The 12,714-nt window shown below is 69.9% G+C and carries 11 protein-coding genes, 1 tRNA gene and 2 pseudogenes; 6 read left to right on the forward strand and 8 right to left on the reverse strand.

Translation table 11 applies throughout. The annotated features are described in order from the left end of the window. The first annotated feature begins 20 nt into the window (after positions 1-20). Positions 21-95 (forward strand) — tRNA-Asp (locus LNW71_RS14230). 140 nt (positions 96-235) lie between these two features. Next, positions 236-751 carry a DUF6274 family protein gene (locus LNW71_RS36925; protein ID WP_374119411.1) on the forward strand — a complete coding sequence of 172 codons (516 nt, stop codon included), beginning with the start codon at positions 236-238 and terminating at the stop codon, positions 749-751. Positions 752-1,199: 448 nt separating this feature from the next. Here LNW71_RS36925 and bldC read toward each other — a convergent pair whose 3' ends face one another. Together bldC and LNW71_RS14245 are read right to left on the reverse strand one after the other, a co-directional pair. Next, positions 1,200-1,406, reverse strand: a complete 207-nt coding sequence (gene bldC / locus LNW71_RS14240) for a developmental transcriptional regulator BldC (protein ID WP_003949541.1) — start codon at positions 1,404-1,406, stop codon at positions 1,200-1,202. A gap of 512 nt (positions 1,407-1,918) precedes the next feature. After that, positions 1,919-2,764, reverse strand: a complete 846-nt coding sequence (locus tag LNW71_RS14245; RefSeq protein WP_250968577.1) for a hypothetical protein — start codon at positions 2,762-2,764, stop codon at positions 1,919-1,921. A gap of 183 nt (positions 2,765-2,947) precedes the next feature. Here LNW71_RS14245 and LNW71_RS14250 point away from each other — a divergent pair. After that, a pseudogene (locus LNW71_RS14250) lies at positions 2,948-4,038 on the forward strand (Leu/Phe/Val dehydrogenase). Positions 4,039-4,354: 316 nt separating this feature from the next. Beyond that, complete coding sequence (locus LNW71_RS14255) at positions 4,355-4,612, forward strand: DUF3073 domain-containing protein (protein WP_250968578.1); 258 nt, start codon at positions 4,355-4,357, stop codon at positions 4,610-4,612. Between the two features lie 164 nt (positions 4,613-4,776). On the opposite strand, the gene purM is transcribed toward LNW71_RS14255, so the two are convergent. Continuing rightward, positions 4,777-5,850: a phosphoribosylformylglycinamidine cyclo-ligase gene (gene purM, locus LNW71_RS14260; RefSeq protein ID WP_250968579.1), complete on the reverse strand. Its 1,074-nt coding sequence runs from the start codon at positions 5,848-5,850 to the stop codon at positions 4,777-4,779. 60 nt (positions 5,851-5,910) lie between these two features. After that, positions 5,911-7,437, reverse strand: a complete 1,527-nt coding sequence (gene purF / locus LNW71_RS14265; protein ID WP_250968580.1) for an amidophosphoribosyltransferase — start codon at positions 7,435-7,437, stop codon at positions 5,911-5,913. Positions 7,438-8,012: 575 nt separating this feature from the next. On the opposite strand from purF, the gene LNW71_RS36930 reads away from it, so the two are divergent. Both LNW71_RS36930 and LNW71_RS14270 read left to right on the forward strand, forming a co-directional pair. Further along, on the forward strand, positions 8,013-8,105 hold the full coding sequence (locus LNW71_RS36930; RefSeq protein WP_365397685.1) for a putative leader peptide: 93 nt from the start codon (positions 8,013-8,015) through the stop codon (positions 8,103-8,105). Between the two features lie 452 nt (positions 8,106-8,557). Beyond that, entirely contained in the window at positions 8,558-10,003 is a 1,446-nt protein-coding gene (locus LNW71_RS14270; RefSeq protein WP_250968581.1) for a sulfatase-like hydrolase/transferase, read from the forward strand. A 46-nt stretch (positions 10,004-10,049) separates the two neighbouring features. Here the strand turns inward: LNW71_RS14270 and LNW71_RS36485 are convergent, their stop codons facing one another. From LNW71_RS36485 to LNW71_RS14285, 4 genes and pseudogenes are all read right to left on the reverse strand, one after another. Next, a complete protein-coding gene (locus tag LNW71_RS36485) occupies positions 10,050-10,541 on the reverse strand; it encodes an META domain-containing protein (RefSeq protein WP_308294566.1) in 492 nt (163 codons plus the stop codon). Continuing rightward, positions 10,481-10,864 (reverse strand): annotated as a pseudogene (locus LNW71_RS36490) (META domain-containing protein); the annotation flags it as partial. The pseudogene LNW71_RS36490 and the gene LNW71_RS36485, both read right to left, overlap by 61 nt. A 31-nt stretch (positions 10,865-10,895) precedes the next feature. Continuing rightward, positions 10,896-11,696: a maleylpyruvate isomerase family mycothiol-dependent enzyme gene (locus tag LNW71_RS14280; RefSeq protein WP_250968582.1), complete on the reverse strand. Its 801-nt coding sequence runs from the start codon at positions 11,694-11,696 to the stop codon at positions 10,896-10,898. 311 nt (positions 11,697-12,007) lie between these two features. Next, on the reverse strand, positions 12,008-12,649 hold the full coding sequence (locus LNW71_RS14285) for a TetR/AcrR family transcriptional regulator (protein ID WP_250968583.1): 642 nt from the start codon (positions 12,647-12,649) through the stop codon (positions 12,008-12,010). Between the last annotated feature and the right edge of the window lie 65 nt (positions 12,650-12,714).

Raw genomic sequence — 12,714 nt, forward strand, 5'->3', positions numbered from 1 at the left:
CAAGGCAGCCGCGAAAACGAGGTCCTGTGGAGCAGTTTGGAGTGCTCGCCACCCTGTCAAGGTGGAGGCCGCGGGTTCAAATCCCGTCAGGACCGCAGTAACGAAAGCCCGGATCCCCTGGATCCGGGCTTTCGCGCGTATTGACTCCGGTGTCTGCCGACGAGTACTCAGAAAACAGGGGCTACGCCTGTTTTCCCGGCTCGGGCCAGCGCACATCCACCAGGAGGTGGCGCGGATGACGGCATCCACGGACGAGGGTTCCCGGTCGGAGCAGGCCGGCCCCCGCGAGCCGGCCGCGGCGCACAGAAGGACGCCCCGGCACGAGATCCGTGCGCTGCTGCGCGCTCACCTGGCGGCCGCCACCGGCTACCGCCACCTCACCCGGCACTGCGCGGTCTGCGCCCGGCTGCTGCGGCTCGCCATGGAGCCCGTGACGCCCTCCCGGCCGCGGAACCGCCCAACGAGCCGTCCAGGGCGCCCGAACCGCCCACTGAGCCCTGGGAGGCCACTGCGGGGGCGCCGGTGGCGCGGCGCGGGCGTGCGCCGGCTCAAGCCGCACCGGACCTCGCAGCCCCCGCCGTGCGGTCCGGGCGCGACACCGCCCCCTCGGGAGGCCCAGGGCGGGTCCCGGACGACCGGCCCCGGGCCCGGCGCACGGAGGACGAAGGTCCCCCCGCCGCATGACCAATGGCGCGCCGCCGTCGTTCCATGCAGTGGCACGCTGGTACTTGGCAAGGGACATGCCGTGTGACGGGAGTCACTGAATCAGTTTTGAGAAGGGGGTACTTTACGCCCTTCCTACAACTGGCGAATTTAATATGTGCAATTGCACCACTCGGACGGGAGTCGCCCAGGAGCCCCCGAACCGTCTCGGCCCGCCTCCACGGGACGAGGGTGCACAGTCCCGCACAGACCCGAGCAAGCTCACACGAGACCCATCGTGAGCCAACCGCGCGTTCGGTTTTGACTGGCCGGAACGGGCAAGGAGGCACGCGGAGCGGCGGGAATCACCGCCGGTCATGGGTGCACAAAAAAAAGATCGCGCTGGACCCGGCGGAGTCCAACGCGATCTGACGACGTCACCCGTATGACACGGGTACGGCGTCCGTTGGGGCGGACGCCCGTCATGTGGAGCTATGGGTGGGCTGGATGGGTTGGGGGACCCAAAAGCCCAGTTGTGACGCGACGGCAGGGGTTTGTCAGGCCTCGCTGCGCTGCTGCGGAATACCCGCAAGCAGTGCGCGGACCTCTGCCTCGCGGTACCGGCGATGTCCACCGAGCGTGCGGATGGACGTGAGCTTGCCTGCCTTGGCCCAACGGGTAACCGTCTTCGGGTCCACGCGGAACATCGTGGCAACCTCAGCCGGGGTCAGCAGCGGCTCGGCATCAGGGGTGCGAGCGGTCATGAGCGGCCTCCTCGGGAGAACCGAACATTCTCGGTTCTTTCCTCTAAATTCTGCACCTTGACCCGCGTTGCCCGAAATGGCGGACGCGGGCCGAGTCGGTTATAGGACGAACGGCTTGTCCTCGGCACTACAACTACACCATCCGTCCAGCCACGTCGGCCAAACCGATGGAATTGCCCTCCCAGGTGTTCATCAGCGACGGAAGCCGATGGACCATGCCATAGCGGACAGTCACGCCACCGTGACGATCAGTCACAGAGCGATCAGGAGTCATCAGACCCCCCATAGAGTGCAATGCCGAGCATTCCGCCCATACATGGACGGACGGAGCCCTCCCCGGACTCCTTGTCCTATTTTGGCACGAGGAGTAGGTAAGGGCGCAAGGGCCCCGTAAGTGCTATCCATCACGCTTGAGGCAAAGGCCCGGTTCGGGACGTAGGTCCTAAGACCACAGCCGTACCGTTGCGCCCCTTCACCCTCACGTGTCACACAGGACGCAGGTTCATGGCTTGTCAGTTCGCGAACTGACGGTCCCTTACGGACTTCCAGCGCTCCGCGAGGCGCGCGTACGCCTCACCCGCACCGTCGGAGTCGCCGGCCTGCAGCGCGGAGACGCCCTCGGCCACATCGGCGGCGCTCCGGTCCTCGGCGAGGTGCTTCGCCGACAGGGCGTGCACCAGCCCGCCGTAGTCCAGCTCGACCAGCGCCCGCGGGTGGAACTCCTCCAGCCAGCGCCCGACATCCACCAGGCTCTCGGTCAGCGGCCCCTCGTCGACCGCCTCGCGCAACGTCTTCAGCGCCCGCGCCAGCCGGCGGCGCGCCTGGACCATCGGCGTCCGGTACCGCAGCACGGGCGGCTCACCGTCCTCACCCGCCTCCCGGTGCTCGCGCTCCTCGTCCGCGAAGAGGACGAACCAGCGCACCGGGACCTGCCACACCGCCGTCCTGATCCACGGCCGCGCGTCCGGATTGCGCTGCGACCACCGCTCGTGGTCGGCGAGGGCCTGCCCCCGCACCACCGGGGGCAGCGCCGCGTCGAGCACCGGCCCGGGGAACATGTCCGGCTGCTCCTCCAGCGCCAGCCAGCCCCGCAGCCGGGTCCGCCACGGACAGACGCACACCACACCGTCCACCTCGGCGACGAACGCGTCGGCGCTCTCGTGCGCCGGCACGCCGACCGGTGGGGTCGCCGCCAGATCGGCCAGCGAGCGGCGCAGTTCGTCCTGGGCCGTAGGGATCAGGGCGCGGCCCGCATAGCGGGCCCAGTGCGCACGTTCGGCCTCCGGGAAGGCCGCCAGTGGCTCGTACACCCGGAGGTAGGACGCGTAAGGGACGAGCACCGAAGACACCACCGACATGCAGCGATCGTGTCACGCCCGTACTCCTGTGGGGGGTGATCCCCGGCACGGATTCAGATCTACGGCCGTGCGGGACGCCCGGCCTTAAGCTCTTGCCCATCGGGCCGTCCGTGTCGGTCGGTCCGTGGCCCTCCCCACCTTCAGGAGGGTCTCTCCGCCGCTTCGTAATTGGGAGTCACCACAGTGACCGATGTGACCGGCGCGCCTGTCGACGTACTGCACACCCTGTTCCGTTCGGAGCAGGGGGCCACGAACAAGTCGTGCTCTGCCAGGACCGGGCCAGCGGCCTCAAGGCTGTCATCGCCCTCCACTCCACCGCCCTGGGCCCGGCCCTGGGCGGTACCCGTTTCTACCCGTACGCCTCCGAGGAGGCGGCCGTCGCCGATGCGCTGAACCTGGCGCGCGGCATGTCGTACAAGAACGCCATGGCCGGCCTCGACCACGGCGGCGGCAAGGCCGTCATCATCGGCGACCCGGAGCGGATCAAGAGCGAGGAACTGCTGCTGGCTTACGGCCGGTTCGTGGCCTCCCTCGGTGGTCGCTACGTGACGGCCTGCGACGTCGGCACGTACGTCGCCGACATGGACGTCGTCGCCCGCGAGTGCCGCTGGACCACCGGCCGCTCCCCCGGGAACGGCGGCGCGGGCGACTCCTCGGTACTCACCGCGTTCGGCGTCTTCCAGGGCATGCGGGCCTCGGCCCAGCACCTGTGGGGCGACCCGACGCTGCGTGGCCGGAAAGTGGGGGTCGCCGGAGTCGGCAAGGTCGGCCACCACCTCGTCGAGCACCTGCTGTCGGACGGCGCCGAGGTCGTGATCACCGATGTACGGGACGACTCCGTGCGGCGGATCACCGAGAAGCACCCGGAGGTCGCCGTGGCGGCGGACACCGGCGCGCTGATCCGTACCGACGGTCTGGACATCTACGCCCCGTGCGCGCTCGGCGGCGCCCTGAGTGACGAGACCGTTCCGGTGCTCACCGCCTCGGTGGTGTGCGGCGCGGCCAACAACCAGCTCGCGCACCCCGGCGTCGAGAAGGACCTGGCGGACCGTTCGATCCTGTACGCACCCGACTACGTGGTGAACGCGGGCGGTGTCATCCAGGTGGCCGACGAGCTCCACGGCTTCGACTTCGACCGGTGCAGGGCGAAGGCCGCGAAGATCTTCGACACGACGCTGGCCATATTCGCACGTGCGAAGGAAGACGGCATTCCGCCGGCCGCCGCGGCCGACCGGATCGCCGAGCAGCGGATGGCCGACGCCCGCCGCCGCTGACCGCCCCCGGGGTCCTTGCCGCGGTTCGTCTGCTGCGCACGGCCTGCTGTACCCCGCCGACCGGCGAGACATGCCTCACCCCGGTCGGCGGGTCGCACGCCCAGAAGAGGTTAAAATCGCAGTTGACCAGCGAGGACGGAGCTCTTCGCGGGTCCTCTTCCGGGGCACGTGATGCGGGCGGCGTACCGTATGGCCGCGGAAGCAGGTACCGTTAAAGCTCTACAGGCACGGTCTCTCTGCCGAGAGTCCGTCCTGAAACATGAACGCGTGTCAAGACTCTGGGGCCGTCGAGCCCCGTCACCGAGGGGGTCGAGCCATGGGGCGCGGCCGGGCAAAGGCCAAGCAGACCAAGGTCGCCCGCCAGCTGAAGTACAGCAGCGGCGGGACGGACCTGTCGCGTCTGGCCAATGAGCTGGGCGCATCGCCTCCGAGTCAGCCACCGAACGCAGAGCCGTTCGAGGACGACGACGAGGAAGATGACCCGTACGCACAGTACGCGGATCTGTACAACGACGACGATGACGAGGACGAGGACGGCCAGTCCGGTCCGTCGTCACAGCGCCGCGGCGCTTGACCTCGCGCTGACACATCAACCCGGTCCGGGCCTGCCCCGGACCGGGTTCTGTGCTGTCCCGGTCCTGGAGTGAGCCTTCACGGTCGGTGTGGTGCACTGTGCCCGGTGGCCGGGCGGACCTGTTCGGCCCGCCCGGTGACCTGGACCCTCGTCCGGGCCCGCGCTCAGCGCGCGTACCCGCCCACGAGCTCCGCGCCCGTCGCGTGCGCGCCACGGTCCGTGATCTCGCCCGCGATCCAGGAGTCGACCCCGCGGTCGGCCAGGGTCGTCAGGGCCGCGTCCGCCGATTCGGCCGGGACGATCGCGATCATGCCGACGCCCATGTTCAGCGTCTTCTCCAGCTCCAGCTGCTCGACCTGACCGGCCTTGCCCACCAGGTCGAAGACCGCGCCGGGCGTCCAGGTGGAGCGGTCCACCGTCGCGTGCAGGCCGTCCGGGATGACCCGGGCGAGGTTGTTGGCCAGGCCGCCGCCGGTGACGTGGCTGAAGCCGTGCACCTCGGTCGTACGCGTCAGTGCCAGGCAGTCCAGCGAGTAGATCCTGGTGGGCTCCAGCAGCTCCTCGCCGAGCGTCCGGCCGAACTCCTCGACCTCACGGTCCAGCGTCCAGCCGGCCCGGTCGAAGACGACGTGCCGGACGAGTGAGTACCCGTTGGAGTGAAGACCGGACGACGCCATCGCGATGACCGCGTCGCCCTTGCGGATGCGGTCCGGGCCCAGCAGGCGGTCGGCCTCCACCACGCCCGTACCGGCGCCGGCGACATCGAAGTCGTCCGGGCCGAGCAGACCGGGGTGTTCGGCGGTCTCGCCGCCGACCAAGGCGCAGCCGGCCAGCACACAGCCTTCGGCGATGCCCTTCACGATGGCCGCGACACGCTCGGGGTGCACCTTGCCGACGCAGATGTAGTCGGTCATGAAAAGCGGCTCGGCGCCGCAGACGACCAGGTCGTCCACGACCATGCCGACGAGGTCGTGGCCGATCGTGTCGTACACGCCCATCTGGCGGGCGAGGTCGACCTTGGTGCCGACGCCGTCCGTGGCGGAGGCGAGCAGCGGACGCTCGTAGCGCTTGAGGGCCGAGGCGTCGAAGAGTCCGGCGAAGCCGCCCAGGCCGCCGAGGCCCGCGACCTCGGGGCGCTGCGTCTTCTTCACCCACTCCTTCATCAGCTCGACGGCGCGGTCGCCGGCCTCGATGTCGACGCCCGCTGCCGCGTAGGAAGCACCTGTTGTCTCAGACATTGCCTGGGATCTTTCGTGTGGAAATACGGGGCTGGTGGGAAGGCTGCCGGACGGTCCGGGTCACGGACGCCGCAGCGCGTCGGCCGCGGCGGTCGCCGCAGGGCCTGCCGCCAGCTCGGTCTCCAGCAGCTGCTTGCCGAGCAGCTCCGGGTCCGGAAGGTCCATCGGGTACTCGCCGTCGAAGCAGGCGCGGCACAGGTTCGGCTTGTCGATCGTCGTCGCCTCGATCATCGCGTCGATCGAGATGTACGAGAGCGAGTCGGCCCCCATCGACTTGGCGATCTCGTCGACCGACATGCCGTTGGCGATCAGCTCGGCGCGGGTCGCGAAGTCGATGCCGAAGAAGCACGGCCACTTCACCGGCGGGGACGAGATCCGGATGTGGATCTCGGCGGCGCCTGCCTCGCGGAGCATCCGGACCAGCGCACGCTGGGTGTTGCCGCGGACGATCGAGTCGTCGACGACCACCAGGCGCTTGCCCTTGATGACTTCCTTGAGCGGGTTCAGCTTGAGCCGGATGCCCAGCTGCCGGATGGTCTGCGAAGGCTGGATGAAGGTCCGGCCGACGTAGGCGTTCTTGACCAGCCCGACGCCGAACGGGATTCCACTGGCCTCCGCGTAACCGACTGCGGCGGGGGTACCGGATTCCGGCGTCGCTATGACCAGATCGGCATCGACCGGGGCCTCCGCCGCCAGCTTGCGGCCCATCTCCACGCGGGAGAGGTAGACGTTCCGCCCGGCGATGTCGGTGTCGGGGCGGGCCAGGTACACGTACTCGAAGACGCAGCCCTTGGGCTTCGCTTCCGCGAACCGGGAGGTGCGCAGGCCGTTCTCGTCGATGGCGACGAGTTCGCCCGGCTCGATCTCGCGGACGAAGCTGGCGCCGCAGATGTCGAGGGCGGCGGACTCGGAGGCCACCACCCAGCCACGCTCCAGCCGGCCGAGCACCAGCGGGCGGATGCCCTGCGGGTCGCGGGCGGCGTAAAGGGTGTGCTCATCCATGAAGACGAGGGAGAAGGCTCCCTTCACCTCGGGGAGCACCGTTGTGGCGGCCTCCTCGATGGTGAGCGGCTTGCCGTCTTCATCGGTCTGGCCGGCGAGCAGCGCGGTCACCAGATCGGTGTCGTTGGTCGCGGCGACCTGAGTGGCACGGCCGTCCTTGCGCGGAAGGTCGGCGACCATCTCGGCGAGCTGAGCCGTGTTGACCAGGTTGCCGTTGTGACCCAGGGCGATCGAGCCGTGCGCGGTGGCACGGAACGTCGGCTGCGCGTTCTCCCACACCGAGGCACCGGTGGTGGAGTAGCGGGCATGACCGACCGCGATATGACCCTGGAGCGATCCCAGAGATGTTTCGTCGAAGACCTGCGAGACCAGTCCCATGTCCTTGAAGACCAGGATCTGGGACCCGTTGCTCACTGCGATGCCCGCGGACTCCTGTCCACGGTGCTGCAGGGCATACAGTCCGAAATAGGTGAGCTTGGCGACCTCTTCGCCCGGAGCCCAGACACCGAAGACGCCACAAGCGTCCTGGGGGCCTTTCTCTCCGGGGAGCAGGTCGTGGTTGAGTCGTCCATCACCACGAGGCACGCCACCGAGTGTAGGCGAGATCGACCACTGGTCCGAATGGGGACACCCGGCCGGAGCGCGGGGGAAGCGCCCTCGCAACGGCCTCCGGAAGTGGCTCGAACGATCACCCGGAGTGAACACCGCGCGGTGGCTGGCGGGACGCCACCATGGCCGCAGGGCAGTTGTCGCCCGGATCAGCGGCGGGTTACCGACTGGTTCCGGACACGGGGCCGCGACGCCGGCCGGCTGCCTGACGGCACTCGCTGAGCCGGGTCGCGGAGCGCGAGGCGGGCGTGGCCGAACGCTCGTTTCGTGGTGAGCCTCACACCGGAGCGACCGGTATGCGGCATCTCGTGGCGGCACGGAGCTTCCCCGACCCCGGCGGAACGGTTCCCAATCGTTCCCGCATCACGGCGACTGTCCCTGCTCGGCTGTACCTGCTTCCCGGCTGACCTGCTTCTCGGCTGACCGGCTTCTCGGTTGTACCTGCTTCTCGGGTGGCCTGCTCGGCCGGGCGTTCCCGCGCCCGCTTCCGGCCGTCCGCTCTGCGAGACCGGCGTTGACAGGCGCATGCCCCATTGGCAGGCTCCTGCCCCATGCAGCCCCTCGGTGACCGCACGGTCACGCTCGTGGAGCGCCGCCACGTCGATCTGGGACGTGTGTCGAGCGCCCTCTGTCGCCGCGCCTGATTTCGTCGGCGCGCCCGTGAGGGGCAGGGGCTTTGAGGGACTTTCTCTGTATCCGTTTCTCCTCAGCTCTCCGTTCTCTGCTCTTCTCTCGCCTCTCGTCTCCGATGGCTGATGGCTGACGGCTGACGGCTGACGGCTGCCGGATTCGGCCGGTGTCTGTCCTCCTGCGGCGCCTGTCCTCCTGATGCCGTTGACGCCTGCTGGGGGCTGGGGGCGGGGAGAGGGCTGGTGCCGGGTGCTGTTGCCGGGTGCTGGAGCGGAGGCCGTTGATACTGCCGGGTTTCGACGTCCTGGCAGCCCGCCGTCCCGGCCGCCCTGCCGTGCGGTGTTCCCCTCGCGTCCGACTCCCCCTCCTCCGTACCCGTAACCGGTCCGGGCTCGCGGCCACGGCCGGAGCCGGGTCACCTCGCCTTCGCCGGCCGTCCGCGGCCGAGCCCTGCCCTGGAGCAGCCATGCCTTCTCGCGACTCGAACAACGGTTCCGGAACTCCCCTGACGCGGCGCGCCTTCGGGACCGCCGTCGGGGCGACGGCCGCCACCGCCGCCGCGGGGCTGGCCGCCGCGGCCCCCGCCGCTGCCGCGCCCCCGGCGGACTCGGCCCGCGAGCAGCCCTTCCGGGCGGCCCGGGGCCGGCACTCCCGGCGGCCCAACATCCTCTTCATCCTCGGCGACGACCTCGGCTGGGCGGACCTCTCCTCGTACGGGTCGCCGGACATCCGCACCCCGAACCTGGACCGGCTCGGCCGGCAGGGTGTGCGGTTCACCGACGCCTACGCCGGATCCGCGACCTGCTCGCCGACCCGGTTCAGCCTGTACACCGGCCGCTACCCGGGCCGCACGAAGGGCGGTCTGGCCGAGCCCATCGCAGACCGCACGGTCGGTCTCGAACCCACCCACCCGACTCTCGCCTCGCTGCTGCGCGGCGCCGGGTACGCGACCGCGCTGATCGGTAAGTGGCACTGCGGCTACCTGCCGGACTACAGCCCGACGAAGTCCGGCTGGGACGAGTTCTTCGGCAACTTCGGCGGAGCTCTGGAGTACTACTCGAAGCTCGGTCTCGGCGGCGAGTACGACCTGTACGAGGGCGATGCCGAGTACAAGGACCTGCGCTACTACACCCGCATCCTCACGGAGCGGGCGAGCGAGTACGTACAGCGCGACCACGACAAGCCGTGGCTCCTGAACCTCAACTTCACCACCCCGCACTGGCCCTGGATCGCGGAAGGCGACACGGCCGAGAGCGCCGAGATCGTCCGCAAGATCAAGGAGGGCGGCCTCGGCGGCCTGTTCCACGCCGACGGGGGCTCGGTCGCCAAGTACAAGCAGATGGTCGAGGACCTGGACCGCTCGGTGGGCGAGGTGCTCAAGGCGCTGAAGCGGTCCGGTCAGGAGGAGGACACCCTGGTCTTCTTCGCCAGCGACAACGGCGGTGAGCGGTTCTCGTACCAGTGGCCCCTCTCCGGCAACAAGAGCTCGCTCCAGGAGGGCGGCATCCGGGTCCCGGCCGTGCTGCGCTGGCCCGCCAGGATCGATCAGCACCAGGTGAGCGACCTGCCGCTGTTCTCGCCGGACTGGACGGCGACGCTGCTGGAACTCGGCGGCGCCCGGCCGGACCCCGCATACCCGCTGGACGGCATCAGCCTCGCCGGATACCTGTTGCGGGGCGAGGAGCCGAAGGAGCGCGACCTGTTCTGGCGGGTGCGCGGGGAGCGTGCGCTGCGACGGGGCGACTGGAAGTACTACCGGGGCAAGGGCGGGGCCGACCAGCTGTTCCAGCTGGCGCACGACCAGCGGGAGCAGGCCGACCGGGCCGCCGCCGAACCTGAGCTGCTGGCCGAGCTGCGCACGTCGTGGGAGCGGACGAACGCCGGTCTGCTGAAGTACCCGACGACCTCCTGAGCGGGAGCCGGCACTCTGCCCACTCCGCCTGCCCCGCCCACTCCGCCTACTCCGCGGCCGAGGCGCCGAGTCCCTTGCCGCCCTGGGCGGTGAGGGACAGCGTGCGCCGGTCGATCCGGTAGGTCGTGTGCTTCCCGTCGAGCACCTGGCGCAGGGCGCGCTCCAGCCGCATCTCGGGGTCCGGGCACATCTTCCGGGTGGTGACGAGCGGGCCGAAAGTGACGGCGGAGCCGTTGACGGCCGCCTTGCCGCGGAAACTGTTGCAGCCGAGGGTGCCGTGGACGGTGCCGTCCCTGCCGAAGGCGATGCGGGCGGCCTTCTCCGTACCGGCGGGCAGGGAGGAGGCGGACGAGCCCGAGAGGAGCGTGGTGATCCGCCAGTCGGTGCCGGTGAGCGGGGCAGGGGCTGGGAGGTGAGGGCGATGGTGTCGCCCTTCGCGGTGGTCAGGGTGAGTTTCTTGTCCGTGGCGGCGGCGGTGAGCCTGCCGCTGAAGGCGCGGGACATCAGGGTCTCGAACCGCTGGATGTCCTTCTCGCAGCCTATTTCGGTGGTCGTGCCCGGTTCGACGGTGAGTGCGTCGCCGTCGATGCGGACTTCTGCGGTGAACCGGTTGCAGCCGTAGCTGCCGCTCGCCCGGCCCTTGGTGCCGATCTCGACATGGGCACCTGCCGGGGCGGCGGACCGATTCCCGCCGACCGTCACCGAGTCGACACCCCAGCGGACGCCGGTGACGGGTGGAGTGCTCCGTACGGTGCCGCTGCCGTCGCCGGAGCCGGATCCGGAACCCGACTCCGTGCCGCAGGCGGCGAGGGTGAGGAGGGTCAGGACACTGACAGCCATACGTTGTCGGTACATGGCCATGAGACGGGTGCCATGGCAGATCCGGTTCCCTTCACCCCATCAGGGGCAGCAGCGCGGCGAGGTCCGCCCGCTCGCCGCTGGCGCTGACCTTCGCCGCGTCGAGCGCCTGCGCCCACTGCGTACGCCCCGTGGCCAGCCGGAGCCAGGTGACCGGATCGGTCTCGACGACATTGGGCGGGGTGCCGCGGGTGTGTTTCGGGCCTTGGACGCACTGGACGACGGCGAACGGCGGGACCCGCACCTCGACCGACCCGCCCGGCGCCTTCTCCGCCAGCGCGTCGGCGAGCAACCGGGTACAGGCGGCGAGCGCCTGCCGGTCGTACGGGATGTCCAGCCCGGCCGCCTCATTGAGGTCGTACGTGTGGACGACGAGCTCCACGGTGCGGGTGACCAGGAAGTCCCCGAGCCTCATCGCGCCGACCCGGGTGGTGAGCAGCCGGTCCTCGGAGGCCGCCGCGACGAGGGCCTCGAAGCGGTCGGCGACCTCCCCGTACAGCGCGTCCACATCGGGGCACCCGGCGGCCAGCGCGGCGGTGTCGTCCGCGATCCGGGCGGCCCGCCCGGCAGTCGAGAACGGCCACTCCAGGAGCGTCACCTCGGGCTTGGCCAGGGCCGGTTCGGGAAGCTCCAGATTCCGGCTGACATGTGAGAGCGCCATGGTCAGGTGGACGGCCAGCTCACGCACCGTCCAGCCGCCGAGCCCGCTCGGCCCGTCGAGCTGCTGGGGCGTCAGGGCGCCCACCGCTTTACGGACATGAGAGAACTGCGCCAGAACCGCGGTGCGGGTCCTGACCGGGTCGTAGCGGCGGGCGCGCTTCTGGGACGGCGGCATGACGGCGAGCCTACGGTGTCGCACCCGACGCCCGCTGGGACGGCTGCAGGTGTGAGGGGAGCCGGAGAGCAGAGCCCTTCCCTTCGGGACCACAGGCCCGAGATGGGCGTGCAGCCCCGGAGGGCGTACAGCCTCCCCATGGGGCGGGCGGCCCGCCGACTGGGCGTGCGGCCCCGGAGAGGCGTGCAGCCCACAAACTGGGCGGGCGGCCCACCGAAGGCGTTAGGCCCACCGAAGGGGCGGGCGGCCCACTGAAGCGTTAAGCCCCCGATGGGGCATGCGGCCCGCCGGAGCGCGGGCCGGGCGCGCGGTCAGGCGGCCTTGGTCGCGTAGTCGCCCAGCCCTTTTTCGAGCAGGCCGAACCCCCGCTCGGCGAGCACGACGGCGTCCGCCGCGATCGCGTCGGCCGATTCGCCGGCCAGCAGGCGCCGGTGGTTCTCCGTGATCAGGGCGTTGCGGGTGCCGATGAGCTGGGCGGCCGCGATGCGCGCGATGGCCGGCTCCTCGCCCTCCTCGACCAGAACATCGGTGAGCTGGTCGAAGGAGCGGACGAAGAAGGCGTGAGCCCGGGTCAGCAGCGTCGGCGTCTGCTGAATCAGCTGAAGCAGCCCGAGCGCCACCGACGAACCGCTCATGCCCACCGAGGCGTCCCGTCCCTCGATGGCGGACAGGAAGTGGCGCCGCACGCCGGCCACCGCGGACTCACCGGGCGCCCGGTCCCGCACCACCCGCGCGACGTCGCCGATGTGCTCCTCCATCGGCGCGAAGACCAGATCCTCTTTGCTGTCGAAGTAGTTGAAGACAGTCATCTTCGACACGTCGGCCGCCTCGGCGATCTCCGCGACCGAGACCTGGTCGAAGCCGCGCTCGGTGAAGAGCTTCATGGCCTCCGCCAGCAGACGGTGTCGCGTCTGGACCTTCTTGCGCTCGCGCAGGCTCATCCCCTCGATCATGACATCACTGTACCAGGATGAAACTTTTCCTTGGATTAAAACTTGACTGGGTACATTTATGTCGG

The sequence above is a fragment of the Streptomyces sp. RKAG290 genome (genome assembly GCF_023701695.1).
GTDB lineage: Bacteria > Actinomycetota > Actinomycetes > Streptomycetales > Streptomycetaceae > Streptomyces.